Here is a 26,951-nt window from a genome sequence, read left to right on the forward strand (position 1 = left end):
TTAGCGATATACACTACCCGGAACGTATAAATCCCAACAGAGCTGTTCAGAACGGCTGTACTGACTAATAACCTCTAGTCTTTGGTCTTAAAATCAATCAGGTAAGGCTTGAGTCGATCGCCATTCTCATTGCGAAAACTTGAACCGATCACTAACTGGCAACGCAGATTCGGCTTCACCTCAAGTTCAAAGGAGAACGATTTTGCATCCTCCGAAAAGCCTAGTAACCGTTTCACCCTCGCCATGCTTTCTATGCCCAAAGGACCTTTGCCAAAACTATAATATCGGGTATCCATCTTTTGGGAGAAGCGAAGGGTAACCACCGATGTGCTCGTGCTAACCGATTGAGCTCCGTTTTCGAATGGAGCCATGCCAATCACTCTTGGTCGGTAGTCCTCAAAATTCCAGACAGATGGCTGGGCATCTTCAGTAATAGCCCCTTCTAGCAAATCCACCTCAATAAAACTGTCGTTGAAAACAGTTTGGGTGGCCTTCGCATAATCGGAGGACTTCGCTTTATAGGGGTTGCGCACGAATGTCTGGGGGTTACGCGCGAATAAAGGGAAGGCTGTACTTTGGACCTGGATCATGATCCGATGCCCTTTTTTAAAGGTATGGAGCACATCCTGCAACGGAAAATGGACGGCCGTTTTCTGACTAGCGCGCAGTGGCTGAGGCTTTTCAAAGCTGTTGCGAAACCGGGCGGGCATCATTTCCGAGCGAACCATCTGCCAGTAATTACTCAAGGTGACGTTTTTATTGGGCATGAAGGCATGATTGGGTTCGTCCAGGGGATAGACATCAATCAGTTTGACAAAGAAATCAGCATCTGTACCTGTACTAGCTACGTTAAGATAAGCTTTAATTTCCCCTCCCAGGGTCACATCCTGAGACAAAGCACCGGTTTGAAACACAAGAACGTCGGGCCGACGGCCAGCAAAGCGCTGGTCTTCGCTCATGTAATTGTAAGGCGTAAAGTTCATCGTCGATGTCAAATCCTCGGTGTGGGGAACTGGCTTCATGGGATCGCTGGGGTAAGATACGGACGCAATCTTTTTAGGTGGTTGCCGATCTAATGTGCCCGCTGCATTTAGGTAAAGCTTTTGCTTATGAATACGAGCAGCGGGCCATTTATCAAACTGATTCCATTTTTTCAGGCCCGTATCAAACATATACGCTTCCGGTAAACCAGTGCTGTTACCAACGCCCTTCAAAAAATGACGAAAGAATTTGGCTTCAATCTCATTCATATAGAAGCTCGCCAGGCTATCGCCGAAATAGAGGTTAGAGTGCAGGGTATGGCCGGTCTCATAGGCCCATCCACCATGACCAAACGGCCCCATGACTAGCGTGTTGTAGGTGCCGGGGCTCTTCTTCTCAATGGTCTTGTAAAGATTCAGTGGCCCCGACAGGTCTTCGGCATCAAACCAGCCCCCAACGGTCATAACAGCTGTTTTTAGATTGGGCTGATAGTGCTGGAGTAAAGCTCTTTTTCGCCAGTAGTCGTCATAATTGGGATGATTCACCGTTTCCTGCCAAAAGACGTTATCTTTATAGTAGGTGTCAGCAAACGTCAGCGGGCCTTGATCCAGGTAAATTTGGTAGCCATCCCGGACAACTTTGGCTGTATTAACCGGCGGGCTATCGTACCAATCAAAGGTGGTCGTGTCTTTCTTTGGAACGCCAAACCAGGGAAATAATAAAAAATAACTCTGCAAAAAGGCCCCATTATGATGAAAGTCATCAAAAAAGAAGTCTGAAACGGGTGCCTGCGGGCTGGATGCTTTCAGGGCGGAATGGTTACTCAGCAGACCGGCAGCTGCGTAAAACCCCGGGTAAGACATCCCCCACTGACCCACATTGCCATTATTATTGGGTACGTGCTTGACCAACCAGTCAATGGTGTCAAAGGTATCGGAGCTTTCGTCCACGTCTGTATTACTTTTGTAAATCGTTACGGGTGTCATGTTGGTAAACTGCCCTTCACTTTTGTATCGGCCCCGCACGTCCTGATACACCATGATATAGCCCTCCTGCATCATCGTCATCGATGGGCCTAAGCTGTTGGGATAACTATCGTTACCGTAAGGGGCAATGCCATAGCAGGTTCGTTGCAACAGGATTGGATAGGGGAGGGTGGTTGTGGCTAGTTTAGGGGTATAGATAGCCGTAAACAGTTTGACACCATCGCGCATGGTAATGTAGGTCTCGGTTTTAGTATAATGATCCTGGACTTTATACGCCACTTGCGCGTTTAGATGATGTGGCCCCAAGAGGAGGCTGATGACAAGAAGCTTAACAAAGATTTGACTCATAGGTAGTTGGTTTGGCTGTTCCGGATTAGCAACTAGTTTGCACGTCGATAAATCTCCTAACGCTCGCTAACTACCAGCAGGCAGTTACTGGCCTAAAGGGTGTAGCGATTTCGAGTGGGAACTCCCACTTCGACGAAAGGTTACAGCCTAAGTTGCGCTAACCGCGCGCCCCGGACAATGGGCGGCCTAGCCGCAGGTCGCTTAAGTAAGCGAGAACCTAAAATCGTCCAGATCCTAATAGAACGTCCTATAAAACGCCCGAATTATAGTTAGTCCTTCGTCTCATATGAGAGCGTTTCCGGAGAATATTCATTTTTATCCGTCCTCTGAAATTTAGTGGCTGTCAGTGGTCACAATATCCCCGGCAAGCCGACCCCTATCGGCCACCGCAGCCCAAGTCATAGCCTCCATTCCCTTAAATTTTCTGGATCTGACACCACCTTAATAAACAGCTTGGGTAATTCTGCGTTCGTAAGGAGAAAGCAATTCTGATCCGTTTATTTTTTCAACAAAACATGCAGCAAGACAATCACAAGCCAGGACCAACTATTCCGTCAGAAGGCCAAAATGGCCAAAGCTTGGCCAACAAAATTCCAGCCGAGCACCCGATGATGACTGATAATCGCAGTCCGCTGACCACCAACGTCGGTCAGCCTGTTGCCGACGACCAGAATTCGCTGCGGGCGGGTGAACGGGGACCCACCCTGCTCGAAGATTACATTCTGCGCGAAAAATTGCAGCATTTCGACCATGAGCGAATTCCTGAACGCATCGTCCACGCCCGAGGGGCGGCCGCCCATGGCTATTTCGAACTCTATGAATCGCTCAGTGACCTGACGACGGCAACGGTGCTTACCGATACCTCGGCGCAGACGCCTGTCTTCGTGCGCTTCTCGACGGTTGCCGGCTCGCGGGGGTCGGCCGATACGGCCCGCGATGTGCGCGGCTTTGCCGTGAAGATGTACACCCCGGAAGGAAACTGGGACATCGTCGGCAACAACATCCCGGTATTTTTCATTCAGGATGCCATTAAGTTTCCCGACCTGATCCACGCGGCCAAGCCCGAACCCGACCGCGAAATTCCCCAGGCGGCCACGGCCCACGATACGTTCTGGGATTTTATTTCACTCACTCCCGAATCAATGCACATGATCATGTGGATTATGAGTGACCGCTCACTTCCCCGCAGTTTCGGCATGATGGAAGGCTTCGGGGTGCATACCTTCCGGCTTATTAATGCCCAGGGTAAATCGACGTTCGTTAAGTTCCACTGGAAACCAGTGCTGGGCGTTCACTCGTTAGTCTGGGACGAAGCCCAGCATATTGCCGGTAAGGATGCGGATTTCCACCGGCGCGAGATGTGGGACTCGATCAAAGCGGGGAATTTCCTGGAGTGGGAATTGGGCATTCAGACCCTGACCGAAGACGAAGAGCAGAAATACGATTTCGATATTCTGGACGCCACCAAAATCTGGCCCGAAGAATTGCTACCGGTTCGGCGGATTGGCAAAATGACACTCAACCGCAACCCGGACAACTACTTCGCCGAAACCGAGCAAGTAGCCTTTAACACCACTAACCTAGTGCCGGGGATCGATTTCAGTAACGACCCACTGTTGCAGGGTCGTAACTTCTCCTACCTCGACACGCAGTTGAGTCGACTCGGCAGCCCGAACTTCACGGAGTTACCCATCAACCGCCCCCGGTGTCCAGTCTCCAACAACCAGCGTGATGCCCAGATGCGCCACACCATCGACAAGGGCCGGGTTTCGTATGCACCGGCTTCGCTCGACGGTCATTCGCCCGATGAAGCCACGCCGGCCGGGGGTGGGTTCGTCAGCTACCCGGCCGCGGTGAACGGCCCCAAAGTACGCGCCCGTAGCGAATCGTTCGGTGACCACTACGGGCAGGCCAAACTGTTCTGGAACAGCATGAGCGGTCCCGAGAAGGAGCACATCGTCAAAGCTCTTCAGTTTGAGCTGAGTATGGTTGAAACCCGGGCGGTTCGGCAGCGAATGTTGGAACACCTGCACAAAATTAACGAGGTGCTAGCCGGACAGGTGGCGGCAGCTCTGGGCGAACCGACCAGCAATGGGCAAGTTTCGGCCAAACCGCGCGGTACCGCGGACTCGGTCGTGGGCGCGCAGGGGCTGGCCGATGCGACCTCAGAAACAACGGCATCGGGGGGCGTACAGCGGTCAGACGCCCTAAGTATGGCTCATCAGCCTACCAGCGCTAAAGGTCGGAAAGTGGCGATTCTGGTGACCGATGGCGTCGACAGCCAACAGGTCAACGCGCTCAAAGAGGCACTTAGTCAGGCCGGGGCACAGGGCGAACTGGTTGGTCCGCACCTGGGTGATATCGACGGAAAAGGCGGCAAACTGGCAGCCCAAAAGACCTATGCCAACACCAGTTCGGTGCTTTACGACGCTGTTTATGCCCCCGGTGGTTCGGGCATGAGCGAACTGGCCCGCCAAGGGGATGCCCACGTTTTTCTGGCTCAAGCCTACAAACACGGCAAGCCGGTAGCAGCCATAGGCGAAAGCGTTGCCCTGTTGAAGAATTCCCTGCCCGAGGGAGCCATCGACGCAAACGCGGGTGTACTGACCCAAACCGGCCAGAATGCGCAGGCCACGATTGAGCAGTTTGTGAAGGCCGTTGGGAAGCGGTACTGGCAGCGATCACTGGTAGAAACGGTAGCCGCGTAAGGTCAGTTTAGCGCCTATTCGTGATAATTGGCGCTCCTGATACGGTCCTAAATATCCGTATCTGAAACTTAATAAACTTCGGGTACGGATATTTAGGATCAAATCAAACAATTGCTGATCTTGTTGGGTAAGGGTGATGTGGTGAAGGATCGACGAGCAATCGGACGTATTTTCTAAAATTAAGGGAGCGATTGGTCTTTGAGGAAAACAGTTTGTTCAGTTGAATCGTACCGTCTCATTAAATGTCCGAATTATAGTTACTCACTCGTCTCAGTTAGGGGGTATTTTGAGATTATTTAACTGTGGGCGCAATCGGTTAATGACATTCGCTATTTTAAGGATAGGCTGTTGGCGCATACGGGTGTTCAGCAGGTGACAGCTTCCTCCGAGGTTCCGGGCCAAGAGATTTTTTGGACCGACGAATGGCAGCGGTTCCATCAGCCAGCCGCCGAGTATAAACTGTGCCGGATGTTGGCCGTTGACGAAGACTTTATTCCGACCTGTCACATTAAGTTGTTAGCGGGGCGTAACTTTGATAACGAGTTAGTGCTGGATAACGACGCGGTGATCATTAACCAAAGCTTTCCCGGTAATGCCTTTGACTACTTTTTCTTGGATGATCATTTTCCGCAACAATACGAGTCGGATGAGCGGGTAGGCTCTCTGTTGAGTTGGTTGGCGGTGTTAGCGATTAGAATTGCCTGTTTAGGTCTTTTAGGGCTGGCTCTCTTCACGACTAAACAGCGCACTAAGGAAATTGGTATTCGTAAAGTACTGGGAGCCAGTACTGAAAGTATTGTCACGCTGTTAGCCAAGGCTTTTCTCAAGCCAGTCGGTCTGGCTGTTCTACTAGCTTCCCCGCTGGGCTGGTATGCGATGAGTTGGTGGTTAGAGGGGTTCGCTTATAAAACGGCCATCAAGTGGTGGACATTTGTGGTTGCCGGTGGTCTAGCGGTCAGCATTGCCTTACTAACAATAAGCTTTCAAAGTGTGAAAGCCGCGTTGATGAATCCGGTCATGAGTTTGCGGAGCGAGTAAGGTGGGTGGGGGGCTTCTGCTGACCCTGAATAAGTATGACTAAATTTATCGCAGAAAACGCCCGAATTATAGACACGCCCTAGTCTCAGTCAAGAGCTTTTTTTGAGATTGTTCCTTATTGATAAATAATCAATAAGGAACAATTTGATGAAGTAGTGACCGTCGATGTTGAATTGTGTTATTACCATGATGGCTTATTCTACTTTGACTAGCCTTTGTAACTAACACACCCAGCGGCTTGGGCTGCAAACGCTCCTTTGGGATATTAGCACTGATGCTGATTAGAACTTCAGTAGCCCCACTTACATAAAGCCCTTGAAGAGTTTAGGTAAGCAAAATTTAGGAATTTAAAATTAGTTTTATCAGATTGTTATTAAAAATTTCGCCAATTATCTTTGACGATTCCAAGGGTTCTTGTAGAGGATGTTGCTGGAATATGCTTTTAGTTAAATCCTCAATTGTGTCCGTAATTGCACCTGAATTTTGTTCTGAAATTTCGTATATTTTTTTCTTGTATCGCGTATTGAATTTTAAATTAGTAGGGTCAACTAAACCGGCTTCTATATAGGCCTTCGTTTTTTTTGAGCATCGACAAGGGTTAGATTTATTGACTAAACCGCATCGTTCATTCATCCAATTATACAAATCTTGCCTAGCCCTCATTAAACGAATACGGAAGTTTCCCGCTGAAATGCCTAAAATTTCAGACCCTAAATTATGGTCTATGGTAAACAGTTCGCCAAGTATATAAATCATTCGTTGCTCTCTGTCCAGGCAAAGTAGCATACCGGCTGTGCAGCTAATTCTTAACTCTTCTATTGAATCTGTCAAATCAGTTTGTTCCTGATTCGATAATTCCTGATTCGGCATTTTATCAATCGAATTAAAATAGGTTTCAAAATCAACTATTTCCAATTCTGATTTTCGCTTTTTAGTAGTTAAAAAATGATTAACCGTTATCCTATAAAGCCAAGTCCTAAACTTGCTCTTCCCTTCAAATTTAGAAAGCGCTGTGATCGATTTTATAAATACCTCTTGGGTTAAATCTTCCGCATCCTCAACACACTTTGTCATTTTTAAAGCAAGATTATAGACAAACAGTTGATGTCTGATAATAAGATTTTGCAATGCTTTCTTATCGCCACTAACAGCTAATTGTACCAAGTCTGTATCCACTTGGTCAGTATAATTAAGTTGAAAAGGATTGTCCATGTTTTAAAATAAAACCAACTGCAAACGTAATCGTTTGCAGTTGGCGACCTTATTGGTTAAACTTGATTTATACCACCATCCACGGCTATTTCGTGCCCAGTAATATACGAAGCATCAGTTGAGGCAAGGAATAATACTGCCTTCGCTACTTCATCCGGCTGTCCAAATCGTTTTAGAGCTGTCTGATTCGTTATTGCTTCTGCAGCCCCTTGTAACACATCATCCGGCAATCCAATTTTGCTCCAAAATGGTGTTCCTATTGGGCCCGGGCTTACGGCATTTACCCTAATTCCCTGTGCGGCAAGTTCGGCACTGGCTACACGTACGACGGAACGAAGTGCGGCCTTGCTGGCACTCAACAAACTACTTCCGGCAAAACCAATTTCATTCAACCAAGAAGTAGTAATAATAATAGAAGCGTTTGGGTTTAGGTGTGCAATTGCTTTTTGCAAAGAAAAATACGCTCCTTTCAAATTTACGTTCATCATATTATCAAAAAAGGTTTCTGATGTGTCAGCAATTGGGGCCAATTTTCCTTGTCCTACGTTTACAAAGACAATATCTATTCCACCAAATTTTGATTTAGTTTCGGTGAATAATTTTTCCAAATCTGACAGATTAGTTACATCGCCCTGTATTCCATAGCTCATAGAACCCAGCTCTTGTGTTGCTTTGTCAATCGAGTGTTTGTTTCGTTCAAAGATGACAACCGTTGCACCATTTGCGATAAATTCTTTGGCTGTCGCAAAACCAATTCCACTACCACCGCCCGTTATTACGGCAACTTTGTTTTTTAACTTGTCCATTTTTAGCTATGCTTTACGAGCAACTTCACTGTTACCACTAGTTGGACAAGCGAAAATGGGGCGTGTTACAAAAGTTTGTGATTTATTGGGACAGGTAGGTTTTGTGGTCTCACAGGGTTTCCGCTAACTTGGCGATTGCCGCACGGTCAATCCAACTGTACATCGTCAACAGAAAGAGAACAAAAGGGCTGGGCCGTCGTTACAGTGAAACGAGAAGAGAGCCATTTTTGAGACTATGAAAGCACACTAGAACACCTGAAATTTGAGCAGAGTCGCTCGCATAAACCCAGTTAACCAGAAGCAAAACCAACCAATAGACGCCTGGCTGGGTCTTATGGGTAAAGATCATTCGTATGAAGTGGCTTCTTTTACTCAGCTTCTTGATTGGATCCGTGACCGGTTGTCAGCCCCTGCAACAACCCGAGAAACCGGCAACAGTTATCGACCTAACCCTGCCTGGTCCAACTGTATACTGTAATTGCTGTGCAGGCTATCGAATCCAAATTGATGCTGACTATTATTACACCAACACCATTCCAGCCGCTTACGACAAACCAAACACGCCCGTTTGGATTCGGTACCAAGCCGATACAGGCCCTTGTCAAGGGAAAGCGGGGCGAATAGAAATCATCTCTATACGCAGTCGGTAAAAGCAGGGTATTTTGATAATTAATACCCTACTTATAAAATGATCTTCTACAAAATCTTTTACCAAGGAAGCTTTGACCATCTGTCAGAGCTTCCTTGATTAGTGCTTAGCTGATCTGGTTTTGATTACTTTTTCTCTAGCAGCTGCTTCACCAATTTTTTTAGCTCGTCTATCTCTTGTCGATGGCGTTGCTTTAACTGATCAATGTCTGTTTGCTGCTGGATACTATACAGCGTCAACTCTTCTACTTTCTTGAGCAAGATGGCATTCATTTGGGCAGCGTCAACCCCATCTTTAACTGCCTCAATGGCAGATGGAATACCTGGTAAATGGCCATATGCCCGGATATACTGGCTTACCTCAGCTAATGACTGAAGCTGGTATCCTGGGGCTAATACCTTATCGGCCCATTCGTTTAGGTCGCTATACTGAAGTCGATAACGGGCCAATACAACATCCCCCTGAGTGCTGACACTGAGAAATTTATCAGTTTGCAACACCGCTGGGCTCTGGCTGCTTAAGCGCTCAAACCGTACGCCTGATGTATTAGGCTCATCACTTCGTATATGTAGGCGAGACGTTGGAGTAGAGGTACCGATACCCACATTAGCCTGATTTCCCAGCACAACCGCGTTGCTAATGGCTACCGTTGCTCGATAGCCGATAGCCGTAGCATTATGTAAGGCTAATCCACCGCTATCGGCCGTTAAAACATCGGTTTGGCTACCAATCAATGTGTTCTGACTACCCTCGTCATGCTGCCCGGTGTGATAACCAATAAATACATTGTCATCGGCATTCACCGAAGCTGGGCCAGCCTGATTCCCGATGATGGTGTTGTGCGAGCCGGTAGAAATGTTGCGACCCGCGTTGACACCAAAGAAGGTATTACTTCGACCAGAGCTAGTTTGATAGCCTGCCTGATAGCCCACAAAGGTATTGGAGTCGGCAACGGCATTGAAGCCACTTTGATAGCCAATATACGTGCTGAGTTTCCCATTAACATTGGCATAACCAGCTTTAGAACCGACGAAAAGGCTACTTGATACGGCGGAATGGTATCCGGCTGAATCACCAATAGCTACATTATTATGACCGGTTGTATTCGAATAACCTGACTCTTTGCCGATGTATAAATTACTATATCCGGTCGTATTTAAATTTCCTGCCGAAACACCGATAAAGACACTATGGCTACCGGTTGTGCTGTTATAGCCCGCTGAATAACCCATAAAGACATTGTAATTGCCTGCTGAGTTATAAAAACCAGTATGATAGCCCATCATGGAATTGTAATTACCGATGGTATTCCGATTGCCTGCATCAGTTCCGATAAACACGTTATATGCACCAGATGTGTTCGATTTTCCCGCCGTGGAGCCAATAAAGGCGTTATGATGGCCCGTTGTATTACTGCTTCCGGCATTGTCTCCAACGAAGGAATTGTACGAGCCTGAACTATTTTGAAAACCGGCAGAATTACCCAGAAAAGCGTTGTTCGTTCCCGTCGTGTTGAAGTACCCAGCCGATGACCCTATAAACGCATTATAGCCTCCTGATGTGTTCGAGTTACCCGCAAAATTGCCAATGAAAATATTACTCGCGCCTGATGTGTTGGAATAGCCAGCGCTGGCACCTACAAACGTATTCTGCGACCCCACATCATTAAAATAACCTGACTTATCGCCTAAAAAGACGTTCAGCCCACCGGTCGTATTGGCCTGTCCTGCTTCAAATCCAACAAAGGCATTATCGCTCCCCGTTGTGTTTAAACTCCCTGAACCAGAGCCTATAAAAGCATTATTACTGCCAGTCGTATTGCGATAGCCTGCATAAGTTCCAACAAAAGCATTCTCCACACCAGTCGTATTGGCATTTCCTGCCGCTCCACCGACAAAAGCGTTATCAGTACCTGTTGTGTTGGAATAGCCCGTAGCAGAACCTATAAAGACATTACCGCTGCCTGAGGTATTTGAATTGCCCGCATTCGCTCCAACAAAAGCATTACCTGAACCAGACGTATTCGCATAGCCAGAGTTAAAACCCATAAACGTATTATAAGTGCCAGAAACTACATTGGCCCCTGCGGCATAGGGCCCCACGAAAGTATTCCCATAAACTGGGGTAACGGAGTTGGGCGTTGTGACGACATAATTCTGGGCATGACTTAAACCCCAATTACCGGACAAGGCACTCATCAGACATACAATCAGACTCCTTCGAGATGGTGACCAGCAGGGTAGTAGCTTCAACTTCATACGTGACGTTCAATAGATTTGTGGAAAGTTAGTCATCTATTGTATGGCAGGTTCAGTTAATCGACCAACGGCTAAATTATAGGTTAAAATGTAGAGAAAAATCGACTAATGCCGTTTATCGACGACAAACAAAAAGGAGTAGGGAATGTCGTTCAAACCAATTAAGTCCTTTGGTATATTTATTGATTGGATCTTGTCTATCTTAGCCCACTAATTTACTCTAAGGTATAATGGCTTTTCGCTAATAATTCGCTCAATACTACCTGTTTGTTAACGACCAAATTCGCTAACGTAAGATGTATCAGGTAATATCAGCGTTTTCCTGAGAATTGTCAGACAGGGACAATAAACTAGGAACGACCATGGCAGAACTGTTATCTTGAACACAAAGAAAGGGGGTACATGAGCGGCTGAATATTATTTTCATTGACACTCACTATATCACCCGGCCCATGCTCAATGACAACAAGTTTGTCGACCGTGAGCTGGATACCTTTCCCACCCAACTGCGTCAGGGTATCACCACCCTGTATTTTCGTCAAACCGCCCCGCTACATAAACTACCTCATTAGTCATTGATAACCAACTTCGTAGTAGCTGAATAGTGAAGGGTTCCACCCAGATAGACCAGATTTTTGACCGTTCCATCGACATTCAAAACAATTGTGTGGTCACTCATAATCCTGACGACATCTGTGCTGGTTGGAAGTCGGCCACACGACCAAACGCTAACATCACTCCAATTGCCAGATTTCAGCGTGTACATACCCTCGCAAGGGGTCGATACCCGGTAATAAGCCGAAGCGGGAACGGTCTGTTTGCTTAAACTAATCCCACTATAACTTATCGTCAAGGCCTGATCACCTCCCCCCTGTAAATACTGAATCGTAAGGGCATGCTGACCTGCTTTTAGCCCAATCGTACCTGAGCGCTCGGTCAGCGCTTGCAGACCATCGTTGTTGACCACCAGCGTGCTACCGATGTAAAGCTTACTGCCGTCATCCGAAGCGGTGTAAAAGGTATAACTACCATCCGCCGGTACACGCACGTAACCCGTATACGTCAAGGCGTAGTTGTAAGTTCGATTGGCTTCGCGGGTAAGATTGGGAATGGTGACACTGCCCGATTTTACCGCTGTCAGCGTACTAAAATCAGGCAGCAGACTCCAGTTGCCTTCGTAATACTTATAGTCCAAGCCCGGCATGGCGTTAGCCGGGTTGTCGGCTGTCCGTAACGAAGCAGCAGCCGATCCGTCGTTGAATAAAATTAGTGAAGAATAAGGCCCAACCGTTACCTGACCTGAATACACGTTACTCAACGGGTCGCGATAAGTGCCATCGAGCGAAACCTGACCACTGGCTGCCGTAGGGTTCACGGTAAATTTGATATCGTCATCCGGATTACCCGATGAATAGGTAACTGGACTGTTGGCTGAGCTCAGGTCACGCCCGAATTGGCTCTGCCACTGAGCTAACGAGATATCCGTCCCCCCCCGTGACGTTGCCGTAGTAAACATGAATTTTATTGACATCCTCAAAAGGGCGGGCGTATACGTTGTTATCAAACTGGCCAAAATTAGCCACCTCTGCTACACTGCTCGCTTCATACTTCGCCGTGGGTTGAGTCGCTAATCGGCTGACGAACTGGTTACCTTTAATCACATTGGTTTGGGGGGGACAGCCGTTCACGTTACGAATCACAAACTGGGCTTCGCTGTTATTGAAGAGGGTATTGCCCGTCAGCTTACTGTTCGACGTGCCGTGAAAATAAATACCCATGCCGGCGCAATTATAGACCGTGTTGTTGGCTACCTCAATGTTAGTTGTACAGTCATCCAGATAAATCCCGTTGGCTTCGGCGGGCTGGTCACTGGGTGCTCCCTCAGGCGCTCCAATCCCGTTAAACACGACGTTCGACAGCAGGTGCATATTGGCCATGACCTGCTGATTGCCGTTCCAGATGTAGAGCCCGCTCCCGTCGCTTTTGGTCATGCAGAAATTGCTGACCTGATTATGCTGAATAGTCGTACTGGTCGAGAAAGTAATGCCGTTATAGCCAATGTTATCAATGATGTTGTTTTCAAATAGCGTATTCGCGGTTGTCGCCATCAATATGCCTATGTACGTTCCGTCGCCACTTTTGCCCCGCCCCGGAAGCAGTCCTATCTTTTGAACGGTATTCCCCCGAAACGTGAAATTCTGATAAGCGCCAATGATAAGCCCATTATTGTTGGCATCCTCAATTAAATTACCCTCCATCAGAATCTGACTACCCGATCCTTGGAGCGATATACCATCTTCGCCCGATTGCACGACATCATTACTGCTAAACACTAAATTTGACGTGTTCGTAGCCAAAATGCCAGTTGCTACGGATTGGGCAAGCTGCAGGTTGCGAATCGTAATGTAGGCTACGCTCGTCAGCACAATCGACTGAGCGCGGGTTGTAGCCGTAATGGAGGAGTTATTAGGATTGGCTTGATTATCAAATAACTGAATCGTTTTCGTAGCTGGGTTATAATACCACTCGCCCACTTGATCGAGTGTTGAGGGATGATTCTGAATAAAATAGCCCCAATTGTCACTAACATTAAAATTCCCCGACCCATCTAATTGTAATGTGTTACCACTCTGACCTCTAATGATTGACCGGTTCAAAATCCAGTTGACCGGCCGGAATACGGCTTCTGCGCCGGTCCAGTTTGTGATTAAGGCCTGCTGGCTCGTTAAGGATGACCGACCCGAATGGGACTGAACGGTTAAGTATCCTTTATTTGAGACGTCAAGGTTGGGATATCGCCCTAATGGCAAGGCTGCGTTGTTCCGGTACACACCCGTCACCCGATCCCCACAAGCGGAGCAGGTAGCCTGCCATAGGTTATTGCCTATATTGGTCCAGTTGCTTACCAGCGAAGAGCCGGCTAGTACAGGCTTGTTGCCTGCACCGTACGCATCAATGACAATTGGACTCATTGACGAACCGGATTGGGTAATTTGCAAGGTTCCCCGGAAAGTATCCCCTCGTCGAAATAGGATTTGATCGCCGGGCTGCAGGGCTAATGAATTAATCTTGTTGATAGATTGGAAGGGGGCATCACTGGCGCGGCCGTTGTTGGAGTCACTGCCGGAGCTGGCTACGTAGTAAGTCGTTTGAGCGTAGCCCATGGCTGCTTGGCATACCAATGCTATAAGAATGAGAAAACGATTGTGGTCTATGGTGGTTACTTTCACTAAAATTCGCTTTATCTTAAGTTGCAGATTTGTGGTGAATCTAAGAAAATCAAACCGAAAAGTTGATTGTCTGGAGCCGGAAGAATAATGAATGCTTACAGGTATATATAGGTAGGGTATTTTTACCGTTTCGTACAAAAACCGTCACTTGGGCGGCATCAAGTTTACAACTAACTGATTATCAAGAAAATTGATTTAGAAAGCCGGGTTCATAAAATAAAAACCAGAATAGTTTGGGGACCTATTTTTTGAGTTAATTCAAGCATTTAAATTACTATAGGACTTACGCAAAAGTGGTAAATTGAAATAAAAAATAGCTTGAAGGTCACCGCACAACTTTACGGACAGTTTCTACTGAGTAGCCAGATCAACTATACGGCTACCTACTTGGCTGATCACCTGGAAGGGATCACCCATGACAATGTGCAGTACTTTCTCAAAGCTAGCCGAGTGGCACCTCGCCAGGTCTGGCAACATGTCCGCCACCAAATTCAACTGGATACCGATGGCTATATCCTCTTTGATGATACCGTGCTCAATAAAGAACATAGTCATAAAATTGAACTGGTTCGTCGGCAATACAGTGGAAATGCTCATGGAATCATCAAAGGCATCGGTGTGGTTAATTGTGTCTACTTCAATCCTAAAATTAATCAGTTCTGGCTCATTGACTACCGTATTTTTAATCCCGATGAGGATGGAAAAAGCAAGTTGGATCATGTGTTGGACATGCTTAACCAACTAGCACCCCGCCAGATCAGTTATCGAATCGTCTTAATGGACAGTTGGTATGCTGTGACCGACCTCTTCAAGTGGCTCATTACCAATGAAAAACTGTTTTACTGTCCTATCAAGAGCAACCGTAAGGTCGATGATTCAGGTGGCAAAGAACCGTATCAACCTGTCAGCTATCTGAGCTGGTCAGCTCAACAGGTGCAGCAGGGTAAGCTGGTTAAAGTACACAAGATGCCTCAAAACACCTATCTTAAACTGTTCCGCGTACTGGTGTCTACCCACCGGACGGACTATATCGTCACCAACGATTTAGCTCAAAATGAGACGAGTGCCGCTGAAGAAAAAAGTGGTATTCGTTGGACAATTGAGCAGTTTCATCGAGAAGATAAGCAGATCACGGGTCTGGAATGTTGTCAATGTCGATTAGCTCGTAGTCAACGCAATCACATTGGCTTAGCGGCTCTGACTTGGTTACGTTTTAAACAGTTGGCTTATCAGACTAAGAAAACGGTTTACCAACTCAAACAAGGCTTATTAGATGCTTACCTTCGTCAAGAGTTGGCGAATCCTTCAGTTGCCTTTGCGTAAGTCCTATACTAATTACCTGTGGTTCAGAAAGGTGTTGCTTATTGAACCTTAACCTCTGAAAGCCGCTAAGTCGATCAAATCAGTCAAGTGACGGATTTTGTACGAAACGGCAAACACACCCAAAGTTGTATAAATAGCCATCTCACCAATAGGAGCGTTTTGTGAGATAATACCTTCGTAAAAGAAATACCCACCTCAGTCAAGGTGGGTATTAGTTAATAGACCGAATAGGTATGTAAATACAGTCGACTCTAGGGCCGCACCAGCTTTAAACGCTGCTGCTGGCTGGGGGTGCTTACGTTCAACAGCAACAGGCCCCGGCTCTGACCCAGTGGCACACTCACCAGCTCAGTCTCCCCCGCCTGCTCGATGCGCTGCTCATGCACCGACCGGCCCTGCAAATCCACCAGGCGCAGACTCACTGCCTGCCCCTCAGCGCCCCGAATCTCGACCTGGGCACTGCTGCCCACCACCGGGTTGCCCAGCACCCTGACGACCAACTCAGCGGCAGGCTCACTGGCCCCAACTCGGGCCGAAGCCCCCGAGGGCGGAGTGCCAAACACCAGTTGATTGTTGACGTACGCCGTCACGTGGTCGTTTAAACCCACGTTACCATAGCTAGGGGCATAGGAGTAGTCATTGGTTTGGTCAAACAAACCGTTGTCCGAACGTACCAGCCGGAAGTCAATCACGCCCAGACTGCTCAGCGCATTGACCATCATGGTACTGCCGGGGAAGCTCAGCTCCACGTAGCTGTCCGCCCCGTTCACTGGCGAGGGCAGCTTGACCACCCGGGCGGCTACGTTGGAAGCTCCGATGCTGGCATAGTCTACGTAGACGCTGGCCGGCTGATTGTTATCGGAGGTGAAGTAGTAACGCAGTCTCAAATTCGCCACCGCCAGGGCTACGTTGCCCGTATTGCGCAGCTCCAGGCGGGGCTGAATCTGCGACGTCCTGGGGCTATCCTTGGCCGCCGAGTAGACCTGCACCGCCGGTTGAGAGATCACTGTAGTCGGCTCCTGACCATAGAAAATGACGCCGTTGCGATAGGCCGTGATGTGGGGGTTGGGCACGTAATCTTGATAGTTGGCCGCATACGAGTAATCATCTGTTTCGTTAAAATTACTGCCATCGGTTTTCTGGATGGCGTTCTGGATGGGTCCCGAGTTGGCGCCCCCGGCCAGGCTCCCCCCCGCCGGGAAAGCTGTATTCGACGTAGCCGAAAGCGCCCTGGCGGGGCTGGTTCAGCGGCACATAGCTCATACTCACTGCCCCTAACTGGGCGTAGTATACCGCCAGGTTGGTGGGCGGGGCCTGGCCTTCGGTGGTGAACCAGTAGCGCACGGTTACCTCGCTATAGGGGATGGCCTGCCCACCAGCGTTAGCCAGTTCCAGATAGGGCTTGATGACGTTATTCTGGGTGTTACCGTAATCCGCATCGCGGTGCAGCACCGACAGCGTGGTGGGCAGCACGGTAAGTTGAAAACTACCCGCCAGGCTTGTGCAGCCGTTGCTGGTGCAGGTGGCCGTGTAGGTCTGAGTGCCGGTCATAGCCGTAGTGATGGTGAAGCTGCTGGCTGCGTTGCCGTTGGCCATGAGCATACCCCCCGAGCAGCCCAGAACTGTCAGGCTGACGGGCCCCACGTTCTGAGAGGTGGTTAAACGGGATTGTCCCGCCGGGTAGGGGTAGCCGCTAGCGGTCACTAGTGTAGGCGCAGGGGGCACTTCCTTAATCGTGACGGTTTGTGCAGTTGTATTCGAGCAGCCGCTGGTGTTGGTGTAGGAGTAGACCACTGTGTGCTGACCGATGGTTAGGCCAGCCGGGTTGAAGCTGGTCGCCGAGCTGCCGTCGACGGTGAACACGCCCCCCGACGGGCTACCGGCCAGTGGCTGTTGACCGGCATTCTGGCAGTAAGCGCTGGCCAGACCGAGGATGTTGGGCGTGGGTAAGGGGTTGACCGTCACGCTGGCAGTGGCCGTCGCTACGCAGCCGTTATCCGAGCGGATGACGCTCACCGAGTAAGGACCGGTGGCGCTGACCGAAATGCTGTGGGTCGTGGCATTGGTGTTCCAGCGGTAGCTCAAGGTGCCCCCGCTAGTCATGGCGTTGGCGTTGAGGGTAACGCTCTGACCCGCGCAGATGGCCGTCGCCGAGGGGCTGATGCTGACCGTCGGCGGAGTGGTGTTGCTGCCCACCGTGGTGGTCGTCGTGCTGGAGCAGCCGTTGAGACTAGCCGTGACGGTGTAAGTGCCCGGGCTGCTCACACTGGCGGTATTGCCACTGCTGGCGATGGCGCCATTTACACCCCGGAAGGCGTAAGTAGCTCCGGTGGTGCCACTTGCCGATAGCGCGACGCTGGTCTGGGTGCAGGTCAGGGGGCCATTGTTGCTCAGACTGACGGATGAAGCATTAACCGTCAGGTTGAAGGCCGTAGAGGTCAGGCTGGTTACCGAGTTGCTGATGACCACCACATAACGACCCGCGTCAGCCGTGGTGGGGCTGGGCAGCGTCAGCGTCGCGGAGGTCTGACTAGTCAGGGCCGTTCCGTTCTGATACCACTGGTAAAAGCGGGCATTGCCGGCTACCCCAACCGAGGTGGAGACGGGCGTAGCTATACAAACCACCGACGAACTGGCGGGCTGCTGGGTGATGCTGAGCGGAAAACAGTCGGCCTGCACATCCTGGCGGGATTGGCAGCCGGGCGCGTTGCCCGAGATGGTAATCCTGCCATTAGGGCTAGTCAGGTACTGACAGATGGGCGGAATGGCACAGGCGCTCAGGACGGGGTTGTTGAGAATGTCCAAATCGTCGCCGATCTGGGTCAGTTTAGTTAAGGCCGCCAAGCTGGTAAGCTGAGCATTGTTACTAATGGCTAAGCTGCCGCCTACATGAGTCAGATTACTCAGTCCCTGCAGGCTAGTGAGCGAGCCATTATTTATGATTAGTACACTCTGGCCCGTCTGGGTGAGGGCCGTCAAGCTAGCCAGACTGGTGAGTTGCGCATTGTCACTGATAGATAAGTTGCCAGGTATACTAGTCAGTCTACCTAGCCCCTGCAGGCTGGTGAGCGCCCTATTATCCTCGATTTGTAAATCAAAGCCTATCTGAGTAAGGGCCGTCAAACCAGCCAGGTTGGTGAGTTTCGTATTGTTGGTGATGAGTACACTATGGCCTACGCGAGTCAGGCTTTCCAGTCCCTGCAGGCTGGTGAGCGAGCCATTATTGGTGATTTCTAAATAGTTACCCGTCTGGGTGAGGGCCGTTAAGCTAGCCAGGCTGGTGAGTTGCGCATTGTTGTCGATGACTAAGTTATAGACGCGAGTCAGACTACCCAGTCCCTGCAAGCTGGTGAGCGTCCCATTACTGACTATTTGTAAGTCTGAGCCCACGGTTTGCAGCTTAGCTAAAGGCCGTAGGTCGGTAATATCATCCCCTTTGATGGTTAACCTACCTGGAAAATTTACGCAGCCCGGTGGGAAGGCGTTGACGGCCGCCTGACTCGATAAGGTTACGTCGCCAGTCGGGCACTGGGCCTGAGCGAGCCAGGGCAGGATCAGCAGCAGCCACAACAGCCAGTAACTTCGCCCCTTCGTACTAATGGAGGGATGGGGGTGTAAAGATTGTTTCATAAACTGAGTTAGTTAACATGATTTTATGGGTGAAAACTTCGCCGTAAAACTGGGGAAAGCCACCCCTAAAAATCTATCACATATGTTCCATCTTTAGCACCATTGTTCCATTTTGCTGATTAAGCGGATCGTTGTACCTTCGACGGGCCGTCATGGCTCGTAATGTTTCTATGTTTTCCTTGTTTCGTATCCGGTTCTTCGCAGCTTTGCTGGGGTTGGGAATGTGCCTCCTGGCCCAGGCCCAGCAGGTGATGCCCGCCTTTATCCGGCAAATTCCGGTGCCCTCAACGATCAACTTTAACACGGTAGACGCCACCCAGGACGCCAGGGGTAACCTCTGGTTTGCCACCCAGGAGGGCGTAGTTCGCTTCGATGGCCGGCAGTTTCGGGCCTATCACGATCCGGTGCTGCGCCAGGGCGACGATTACTTCCACGTTGTTCCCTCGCCCGATGGCCGCATCTGGTGCAAACAGGGCCGCGGCAGCATCCTGTCCTACATCAATTCCAAAGAAGATAAAATCGTGCGGGTGCCCGATTCGAGCCGCCTGGTCCGGGATTATCTGGTGCCCTGGCGGAGTAACTACCTCTTTGCCGATGCCGACGCCAACCTGTGGATCGGCCTGCGCCAAAAGGGGCTCATTCGGTTTAATCCCCGCACTTACGCCATCGAGCCCATTTTCGACCGGGAAGGCGAAGCAGTTCGTCGGCTTACGCAGGATCAGCAGGGTATCATCTGGTTTACCACCAACGAGGCTGTTTACGCCTACAACCCGGTCTCGCGTGCGCTCAAACGCTACCGCGAAGAATTCGAACGCCGTCCCGCCAACGGCAAGTTTGCCATCGGGATTCACGCCCGGCGGGATAGTACTATTCTCGTCGGCCTGAGCAACGAAGTGGCCGTCATCCAGCCAGCTACCGGCCGGGTGACTCGGCTGAAGCTGCTCTCGAATGAGGCCGATTCGAATCAAGTGGTCTATGACTTTTACGACGATCCCCAGGGAAACACGTATTTCTCAACCTTCAAAGCGCATTACCGCTACACGAATCGGGGCGATTTAGAGCAACTTGAATTGGGGGGAATTCCCTATCCAGTGGGGTTTCTCTATCCCGGCCGCAATCACCGGCTTTGGGTAACGGCGGGACACTCGTTGATCGAGTATGATCTGGCCCGCCTGCGCCCGGTGCCCGCCTTCAGCCTGTTGGATGTGTTGATCAACGGCACCCCGCTAACGGCCGCCAGTGCCCGCCAGCAGTTGGTGCGCGACTCACTCGGCCACCCCACCCTGACGGTACAGGAGGGCGATCTGATTGGGCTAACCGTTTCGCCCTACGTGGCCGCAAACCGGACCGGGCCGTTTCGGCTACGTCTGAAAGGCTACGACCAATGGACGGTGACCGAAGATCCCACCCACCTCGTCTCTTATGAGTTGTCGGCGGGCACTTACACGCTCCTGCTCAACCGATTTGTTTGGCCCTCCGGCTGGGAGAAGGTCGTCTCGACCCTAACCATCCTTGTGCAACCTCCGTTCTGGAAAACCGGCTGGTTCTGGAGTGTTGTGCTGGTCATTGTCGGAGCCTTTGGGGCGGGGTTTCTTCAGAACTGGACCCGACGGCGCCGACTGCGGCAGGAACTGGCCCGCCGAGAGTTTGAAGCGGCCGCGTTGCGCGAAGTAGACGAGTTGAAAAGCCGTTTTTTTACCAATATCACCCATGAACTGCGTACGCCCTTAACCATCATCCTCAACGCCACTGAACAGTTGAGCCAAGCCCCCCTGGGCGTGTCGGATCAGCAACGGGTGCACTCGGTTCAACGGAATGCCCAGCAGCTAAGCCGGCTCATTGATGAAACCCTGGACATGGCCAAACTCGACGCCGGTAAACTCGACCGACGGGAACGAACCGGCGATCCGGTGGCCTTTGTGGGGCAGGTGGTGGCGCAGTTTCAGGGCCTGGCCCAACACCGTCAACTTCGGCTCGACTGGCTGGATCAATCCACCCGCCAACAGCCCTACCGCTTTGACGATGAGAAGCTCGAAACGATTACTTATAATCTGCTCTCAAACGCCCTTAAGTTTACACCAGCGCACGGTTCTATACAGATTGAATGCCGGGTAATCGCTCCGGCTACCCTCTTGCTGCGGGTGGCCGATACGGGCATTGGTATTCCCGCCGACCAGCAGGCGCGCATTTTTGAGCGTTTCCACCAGGTCGACAGTTCCTCCACGCGGGCCTACTCTGGCACGGGCATTGGCCTGGCGTTGGTCAAGGAATTGGCCGACTGGCTCGGTGGCAGTGTATCCGTTGAAAGTACAGTGGGTCAGGGGAGTGTATTTACCCTCAGGTTACCGCTTACACCGACTGACGCTGCCCAAGCTACCGGCGGGGCGAAGTTGTCTGTTCCAGACTTACCCGGATCGGCCGTCCGGCACCGTCTGGAGCCGGACAATGGTGCGGATAGCGAACCCGCCGACGAGGCCAACCGGCCATTGTTACTGGTGGTGGAAGATAATGAAGAACTCCGGTCGTTCCTGGCCGAATCGTTGTCGGCTCAGTACCGAGTGTATACTGCCGGAAACGGTCGGCGGGGGCTTGAACTGGCCCTGGCTGAAGTACCCGACCTGATTGTGAGCGACGTGATGATGCCGGAGATGGACGGTTACGCTCTGGTGGAGCACCTGAAAGCCGATGCGCGAACCAGTCACATTCCGGTAGTACTGCTCACCGCCAAATCGTCCGCTGACAGCCGCCTGACGGGCTTGAGCGTGGGGGCCGACGATTACCTGGGTAAGCCCTTTAGTTTAGCTGAACTTGCCCTACGTCTTGGTAACTGCCTGCGCACCCGTCAGAACTGGCAACGCTGGCTGATGCAGCATCTAGCCGCCGACCGGAGCGCTAACGCGGATTACGCCGATCCCCAGTTGGTCCGAGAAGAGGAGTTTCTGGCCCGGTTACGACACGTTATTCTCGACCACCTGACCGACGAAGCGGTTGACGTTGACTGGCTAACCAAACAGGCGGGTATGAGTCGGACCCACCTTCACCGCAAATTAACCACCCTGACAGGTATGAGTACCACGCGCTTTATTCACAGTGTTCGTATTCAACGGGCCGTAGAACTCTTACAACAGGGCGAGCTAAACGTGGCGCAGCTTGCCCAGGCGGTTGGCTATGGTTCGCAGTCGTATTTCACGAAAATATTTCAGGAACAGACCGGTTATCTACCTACTATGCGAAAGGGATAAGGGCCAACACTGTGGGCAGACTTTGGTCGTTTGACCGCGTCACGGTGGCCACTGCTACTATTTCACCAAACGGATGCTCCCGTGCCTACTAAAAGAGAAATAAGCGGGGCCGCCCAGCGGTGGTCAATTTTGTTGTAATAACCACTATTATCTCACCAAACGCCCTTTTTGAGTAGCAGATACATGAAAGATTTATCGTCTCAGGTAGGAGCGATTTAGGAGATTAGAGTGGTGCCAATTCCAGACAATTGTTACTTAGTGTCAAGTCCACGTTGTCGTTTTATCCATCTTGCCGGCATACTACGCCTTATTCATCAAGTTTACCACAAACGAGTTCATTGACCAGGATTGTATCCAGAAATTCTTTTTCCTCGACGATCAGGCCATTTTTCACCCGCATCAAAAAGACAATTTGATTGTCGTAGATGCGGCCATCAATACGCTCGGTATAATTTCTAAGGTGCACGGCAGCATGCTCCCCCTCGGTTAGGATGGAGTTGATCGTAATCTGAAGCCCTTTAGGGAACCGGCTTCGGATGGTTTCATGGATCCGGGCCATACGATCGGCAGTCTGCCACCCCCCAAAAGGCCAGGAGCCCTCTCCACTTATCCAGTGTTTTTCATCCGGTGCTTTCCATTGCTGGGCTTCCTCGAACTTGCCGGCTATGATGGCATCAAAATAATGTTGAACTGTCTGTTTGGTCTCCATATCGTTTATCGTTAACATAACTGGATGGCTTTTTTGAGACTAAGTAGGCTAAGGTAGAACGATCAGATTTCGCTAGGGCACACAATCGCTTTTCACTGGGTAGGTCATGAAGCAAAGTACACTGATTTTATCGGTGAATCTTGACGTTCAGTAGCGGTAGCCTCAAAATGGCTAAGACGTTCCCCGATATGGCTTAGCCGATCCATGGACCGATGCCCAATTTTGCTCCAAGAAAAATCAAGAAGATGGCAACATTGAACAAAACGGCATCCGACTGGACCGTCATCCTGCTGGGGGTAGTCGGCTTTTTATTGGGAGCCGAAGGGATACTCAACCCCCATTTTCAATACAAGATGCTTGGATTGACGGCCTTGGGCAATGTCATCCCCGCTCTTTTAGGCTCCGCGTCTTTGTCCGCTAGTTATGTAGGTATTCTATATATAGTCGGCGTCATACACCGCTGGAAGCACGTTAAACGGTACCTGATCGGTGCCCGCCTGCTGATGGGGGTTGGCTTTCTAGGCTTAATGGCGATAGGCCGAATGCCCCAAACCTATAGGGCTGCTGCCGTTTGGGAAATAGCGGGTGCGCTATTGATCGCTGGTGCTTTGTGGTGGGACATGCAGCACGAGGCCAACTAAGCGGAATCCAATACCACTAGTTTTTACATACCCTTTATTGAATCATTCTCTTCATTGTAAACGCAATGAACACAACATCAGCGATCTGGCTTACTACGACCGTTTTGCTCACTGACCCCAGTGGTCAAGCCCAGCCTCAAGCTAGTCAGGGCTGTCAACCGGTAGCCAGTCCGCAAACGGTTCGTATGGAACGGGTTACCTTTCCTTCCTCGACCGAAACACTGGTCGGCGATCTCTATCTACCCACAAAACCCGGACCCTATCCGGTGCTGATAATTACGGGAGCCTGGCGAACGGTGAAAGAACAGATGCCAGCTGGCTATGCCCGTCAAATGGCCGCTCGGGGGTACGCAGCCTTGGTATTCGATTTTCGCAGTTGGGGCCAAAGCACCGGGCGACCCCGATCGATGGAAGATCCAATGGCCAAAGCGCAGGATATCGTAGCGGCAGCCAGGTATCTAGTGTTGTCTAAAGATTAAACTGTCGGGTATAGCTTATGTAATTTTACTCGGGCATCTTTGGTGGTAAACTGCCAGTTCGCCTTCGCTTGTTTGGCATTTCTGTTTGCTTGCCAGGCGGTAATTTCTGCTACCAGCAACTCTTTGGTCGCAATGTGCCGATTCAGGCAATCACGCTGTAAGATGGACAACTCAATCTCAGCCATGTCAAGCCAACTGCCATGCTTGGGGGTATAGACAAACTCCAATCGATCCAGATACGCTTTGGCTTTCTCGGCCCCAAAAACTGTATAAAATGCACTGGGTTTATGGGCACTCAGATTATCTCCAACCACCGTCATTTTTACACAGTCTGTATAAGGGCCGTCCAATAAATTGGCTAGCACACCCACCCACGTAATGGCCTTGTGATCGTCTTTGACTTCGACAAACCGTTGCCCTGCCAAGGGTTCAAAGGCCATATAAATCTCGCCTACGCCCCGCCGGATGTATTCGGAATCTTGGATGCGTGTGCCGTCGGCGGAACGATATTGCTTGATTTCGATTAGTTGTTTGGGTGATTCGTCCACACAAACAACGGGAAACCGCTCATCATAAGGTCGCTCATAAACAGCTAAAACCTGTTCCATATAGTACACAAAATCGGCACTTTGCTTGGGCGGAATCACCCATCCCTTGACCCGCCAGGGCTTAAGTTGGTTTTTTTTAACACCGTTGCCACACTCGTGTGAGAAAGCGTTTCAACTACTTGGAGTTCGACCAGTCGATCCGCAATAGCCTGTAATTTCCAGCGGCTTTCACCGACTGGTGGTTCGCTACAGGCAATGGCAATCAAGTGAGCTTCCACTTCCCCCGTCAGCTTTTTGTCGGAACGGGGCTGGCGGGGCTTTGGATCAAAGACCGCCATGCCCTGCTCACAAAATTCTTTGCGAATCCGCTCAACACTGCGTGTGGAGAGATGATAGGTGGCGGCAATCGTAGTTTGGCTCTGGCGTTCGACAGCCTCGTCACTGGCCAAAAGCACCTGTGCTTTTTGGATGAGTTTAGCGGCTGTTTTGCCTTTTTGGACTTTAGCCAGTAATTCTGTACGTTCGGTGGCCGTTAGAGTCAGTCGATGCTTAGTCATGGAAGATGAGTTACAGCATCAAAAATACAAAAAGCCGCCAGACTACTCTTTAAGTAACACTAGTTAGGGCTTCTAACGGGGGCGAGTTTAAGTTGCAAATCTCGAATCTGAGTTGACAGGCATGCTGAGTGGTCAAAGAGGGTATTGCCCTCAATCTCCCTGTAAAACCTTATGGCTTGCTGTGTTTCACGAGTTCCTGGTGGCTCAACCCCCAACGAATCATCGCTTGAACAACTTCATGTAAAGAGAAGCTGTAGTCGGCCAACGTATAGTTTATAAGCACAGGGGTCGTTTGAGCGTCAACACGGCGGACAATAAACCCAATCAGCTCCAATTCCTTTAATTCATTCGACAGTACACGAGCGGAAATACCCGTCAACAATCGTTGCAACTCATTGAAGCGCCTTGGACGCTCCGATACCGCAACGATGATCTGGAGTCGCCACTTGCCGCCGATCACGTAAATCGTGTCGGCGATTGCCTTTAGCGATGCGCTAGGCGAAGGGTGAGGGTTCTTATTGAACGAACAGGCGTTAGTTTTCATGCAGTTGCTAATCTAGAGGTTACTACTAACCTTTTGTTTACCGCTACTCATCGGAAAACAAATATACCTAGGTTTGCACTACGAAAAATGGTGTTCCGGACAACTACCTAAAGGCCTTTGCGGATGACTATTTGCGACCTATTCACCCCTCTTTGCCATTACTTAACTCGCTCGTAAACATGAACATTGGAATTATCGGGGCCGGCAGAATGGGCACTACCCTGGCCCGTAAACTACAGGCCCACGGGCACCAGGTGCGCCTGGCCAATTCGCGCGGCCCTGAGTCGCTGCAAGACTTCGTTCGGGAAACTGGCGTCACGGCCGTGACCGTAGCCGAGGCCATGCAGGGGAGCGACGTGATTATGCTCACGATCCCGTTTGGCCAAGTTTTGACCATTAAAGACGCTTTTCGGCAGGTGCCCCAAGCGACCATCGTGGTGGAAACGATGAACTACCTTCCAGCTCGAGATGGCGTGATTGACGCCATTGAGCAGGGTCTGCCTCATAGTGCTTGGGTGGCGCAAATCATTAGTCACCCGGTTATTAAGGCTTTTAACACAATTGGCTCCTATAGCCTGATGGCTGAGGGTAGGCCCGCTGGGACGTCCGGCCGTATTGCCCTGAGCGTCTCGGGTGAAGACGCAGCGGCCAAACAAACAATTATTGAGCTCGTTAACCAAACGGGTTTTGATGGGTACGACGCTGGCCCCCTCGCCGATTCGTGGCGACAGCAGCCGGGTACGCCAGCTTACTGCACCAATCTGACGCTGGCTGAGGCTCCATCCGCCCGAGCTGGGGCTATACGAGAAGACGCGCAGGCTAACTATGACTTTCTGATACAAAAAGTCATGGCCCAAGGCAAGGAGTATATACACAGCTTAGTGAGCGGCAACTTCCCGGACAACTTTGTGGACCACAGTGTAGACATTTTCCGGGCGTACCATGGCTTGCCCCCACGGTCCCGGCAGTAGCAGTCGGATTAGCGTTGGCGATTGCGTATGTGGGCTACGGCTGTTTCATCAAAAAGATTTCAGCTAGTACCAGTGCCAGCATGATATTGTC

At 50.3% G+C, this 26,951-nt stretch carries 21 protein-coding genes and 1 pseudogene; 8 read left to right on the forward strand and 14 right to left on the reverse strand.

Going from position 1 to position 26,951, the window contains the following annotated elements:
• Nucleotides 1-74: 74 nt before the first annotated feature.
• Entirely contained in the window at nt 75-2,315 is a 2,241-nt protein-coding gene (locus tag H3H32_RS08485) for a CocE/NonD family hydrolase (protein WP_182462271.1), read from the reverse strand.
• A 515-nt stretch (nt 2,316-2,830) separates the two neighbouring features.
• On the opposite strand from H3H32_RS08485, the gene H3H32_RS08490 reads away from it, so the two are divergent.
• Both H3H32_RS08490 and H3H32_RS08495 read left to right on the forward strand, forming a co-directional pair.
• Nucleotides 2,831-5,023 carry a catalase gene (locus tag H3H32_RS08490; RefSeq protein WP_182462272.1) on the forward strand — a complete coding sequence of 731 codons (2,193 nt, stop codon included), beginning with the start codon at nt 2,831-2,833 and terminating at the stop codon, nt 5,021-5,023.
• 372 nt (nt 5,024-5,395) lie between these two features.
• Nucleotides 5,396-6,061, forward strand: a complete 666-nt coding sequence (locus tag H3H32_RS08495) for an ABC transporter permease (RefSeq protein WP_182462273.1) — start codon at nt 5,396-5,398, stop codon at nt 6,059-6,061.
• 339 nt (nt 6,062-6,400) lie between these two features.
• Here H3H32_RS08495 and H3H32_RS08500 read toward each other — a convergent pair whose 3' ends face one another.
• Nucleotides 6,401-7,273, reverse strand: a complete 873-nt coding sequence (locus H3H32_RS08500; RefSeq protein ID WP_182462274.1) for an RNA polymerase sigma factor — start codon at nt 7,271-7,273, stop codon at nt 6,401-6,403.
• Nucleotides 7,274-7,329: 56 nt separating this feature from the next.
• Nucleotides 7,330-8,079, reverse strand: coding sequence for an SDR family oxidoreductase (locus H3H32_RS08505; RefSeq protein ID WP_182462275.1), 750 nt, complete (start codon nt 8,077-8,079; stop codon nt 7,330-7,332).
• A gap of 353 nt (nt 8,080-8,432) precedes the next feature.
• Between H3H32_RS08505 and H3H32_RS08510 the strand changes: the two genes are divergently transcribed.
• Complete coding sequence (locus tag H3H32_RS08510; protein WP_182462276.1) at nt 8,433-8,729, forward strand: hypothetical protein; 297 nt, start codon at nt 8,433-8,435, stop codon at nt 8,727-8,729.
• A gap of 124 nt (nt 8,730-8,853) precedes the next feature.
• Here the strand turns inward: H3H32_RS08510 and H3H32_RS08515 are convergent, their stop codons facing one another.
• The 4 genes from H3H32_RS08515 to H3H32_RS08530 form a co-directional block, all read right to left on the reverse strand.
• Complete coding sequence (locus H3H32_RS08515; protein ID WP_240543717.1) at nt 8,854-10,926, reverse strand: ANIS5 family metal-binding protein; 2,073 nt, start codon at nt 10,924-10,926, stop codon at nt 8,854-8,856.
• 434 nt (nt 10,927-11,360) lie between these two features.
• The gene (locus H3H32_RS08520) at nt 11,361-11,528 is read right to left on the reverse strand and encodes a hypothetical protein (protein WP_182462277.1); all 168 of its coding nucleotides are present in this window, start codon (nt 11,526-11,528) and stop codon (nt 11,361-11,363) included.
• Between the two features lie 26 nt (nt 11,529-11,554).
• Nucleotides 11,555-12,502 (reverse strand): PA14 domain-containing protein, encoded by a 948-nt coding sequence (locus H3H32_RS08525; protein WP_182462278.1) that lies wholly within the window; start codon nt 12,500-12,502, stop codon nt 11,555-11,557.
• Nucleotides 12,429-14,150 (reverse strand): right-handed parallel beta-helix repeat-containing protein, encoded by a 1,722-nt coding sequence (locus H3H32_RS08530; RefSeq protein ID WP_182462279.1) that lies wholly within the window; start codon nt 14,148-14,150, stop codon nt 12,429-12,431. The genes H3H32_RS08525 and H3H32_RS08530 overlap by 74 nt, the downstream gene beginning before the upstream one ends.
• 384 nt (nt 14,151-14,534) lie before the next feature.
• Between H3H32_RS08530 and H3H32_RS08535 the strand changes: the two genes are divergently transcribed.
• Entirely contained in the window at nt 14,535-15,539 is a 1,005-nt protein-coding gene (locus tag H3H32_RS08535; RefSeq protein ID WP_182462186.1) for an IS701 family transposase, read from the forward strand.
• A gap of 251 nt (nt 15,540-15,790) precedes the next feature.
• On the opposite strand, the gene H3H32_RS08540 is transcribed toward H3H32_RS08535, so the two are convergent.
• The 3 genes and pseudogenes from H3H32_RS08540 to H3H32_RS08545 all read right to left on the reverse strand — a co-directional run bounded on the left by H3H32_RS08540 (nt 15,791) and on the right by H3H32_RS08545 (nt 19,169).
• A complete protein-coding gene (locus H3H32_RS08540) occupies nt 15,791-16,612 on the reverse strand; it encodes a cellulose binding domain-containing protein (protein WP_182462280.1) in 822 nt (273 codons plus the stop codon).
• A gap of 9 nt (nt 16,613-16,621) precedes the next feature.
• Nucleotides 16,622-16,696: pseudogene (locus H3H32_RS38455) on the reverse strand (hypothetical protein); the annotation flags it as partial.
• A complete protein-coding gene (locus H3H32_RS08545; RefSeq protein WP_182462281.1) occupies nt 16,662-19,169 on the reverse strand; it encodes a cellulose binding domain-containing protein in 2,508 nt (835 codons plus the stop codon). The gene H3H32_RS08545 and the pseudogene H3H32_RS38455, both read right to left, overlap by 35 nt.
• Nucleotides 19,170-19,321: 152 nt before the next feature.
• Between H3H32_RS08545 and H3H32_RS08550 the strand changes: the two genes are divergently transcribed.
• Entirely contained in the window at nt 19,322-22,411 is a 3,090-nt protein-coding gene (locus H3H32_RS08550) for an ATP-binding protein (RefSeq protein ID WP_182462282.1), read from the forward strand.
• A 307-nt stretch (nt 22,412-22,718) separates the two neighbouring features.
• Here the strand turns inward: H3H32_RS08550 and H3H32_RS08555 are convergent, their stop codons facing one another.
• Nucleotides 22,719-23,138, reverse strand: a complete 420-nt coding sequence (locus H3H32_RS08555; RefSeq protein ID WP_182462283.1) for a nuclear transport factor 2 family protein — start codon at nt 23,136-23,138, stop codon at nt 22,719-22,721.
• Nucleotides 23,139-23,365: 227 nt separating this feature from the next.
• Between H3H32_RS08555 and H3H32_RS08560 the strand changes: the two genes are divergently transcribed.
• On the forward strand, nt 23,366-23,761 hold the full coding sequence (locus H3H32_RS08560; protein WP_182462284.1) for a hypothetical protein: 396 nt from the start codon (nt 23,366-23,368) through the stop codon (nt 23,759-23,761).
• Between the two features lie 65 nt (nt 23,762-23,826).
• Nucleotides 23,827-24,240, forward strand: coding sequence for an alpha/beta hydrolase (locus H3H32_RS08565; RefSeq protein WP_182462285.1), 414 nt, complete (start codon nt 23,827-23,829; stop codon nt 24,238-24,240).
• On the opposite strand, the gene H3H32_RS37115 is transcribed toward H3H32_RS08565, so the two are convergent.
• The 3 genes from H3H32_RS37115 to H3H32_RS08575 all read right to left on the reverse strand — a co-directional run bounded on the left by H3H32_RS37115 (nt 24,237) and on the right by H3H32_RS08575 (nt 25,889).
• A complete protein-coding gene (locus H3H32_RS37115; protein WP_220472671.1) occupies nt 24,237-24,887 on the reverse strand; it encodes an IS630 family transposase in 651 nt (216 codons plus the stop codon). The two genes, H3H32_RS08565 and H3H32_RS37115, sit on opposite strands and share 4 nt — an antisense overlap.
• The gene (locus tag H3H32_RS37120; RefSeq protein ID WP_220472550.1) at nt 24,884-25,345 is read right to left on the reverse strand and encodes a helix-turn-helix domain-containing protein; all 462 of its coding nucleotides are present in this window, start codon (nt 25,343-25,345) and stop codon (nt 24,884-24,886) included. The genes H3H32_RS37115 and H3H32_RS37120 overlap by 4 nt, the downstream gene beginning before the upstream one ends.
• A gap of 169 nt (nt 25,346-25,514) precedes the next feature.
• Complete coding sequence (locus H3H32_RS08575; RefSeq protein WP_182462286.1) at nt 25,515-25,889, reverse strand: winged helix-turn-helix transcriptional regulator; 375 nt, start codon at nt 25,887-25,889, stop codon at nt 25,515-25,517.
• A gap of 152 nt (nt 25,890-26,041) precedes the next feature.
• Here H3H32_RS08575 and H3H32_RS08580 point away from each other — a divergent pair, with 152 nt between their 5' ends.
• The gene (locus H3H32_RS08580; protein ID WP_374191818.1) at nt 26,042-26,860 is read left to right on the forward strand and encodes an NADPH-dependent F420 reductase; all 819 of its coding nucleotides are present in this window, start codon (nt 26,042-26,044) and stop codon (nt 26,858-26,860) included.
• Nucleotides 26,861-26,951: the final 91 nt, after the last annotated feature.

Origin of the sequence: Spirosoma foliorum, assembly GCF_014117325.1 — a bacterium.
In the GTDB taxonomy this organism is placed as follows: domain Bacteria; phylum Bacteroidota; class Bacteroidia; order Cytophagales; family Spirosomataceae; genus Spirosoma; species Spirosoma foliorum.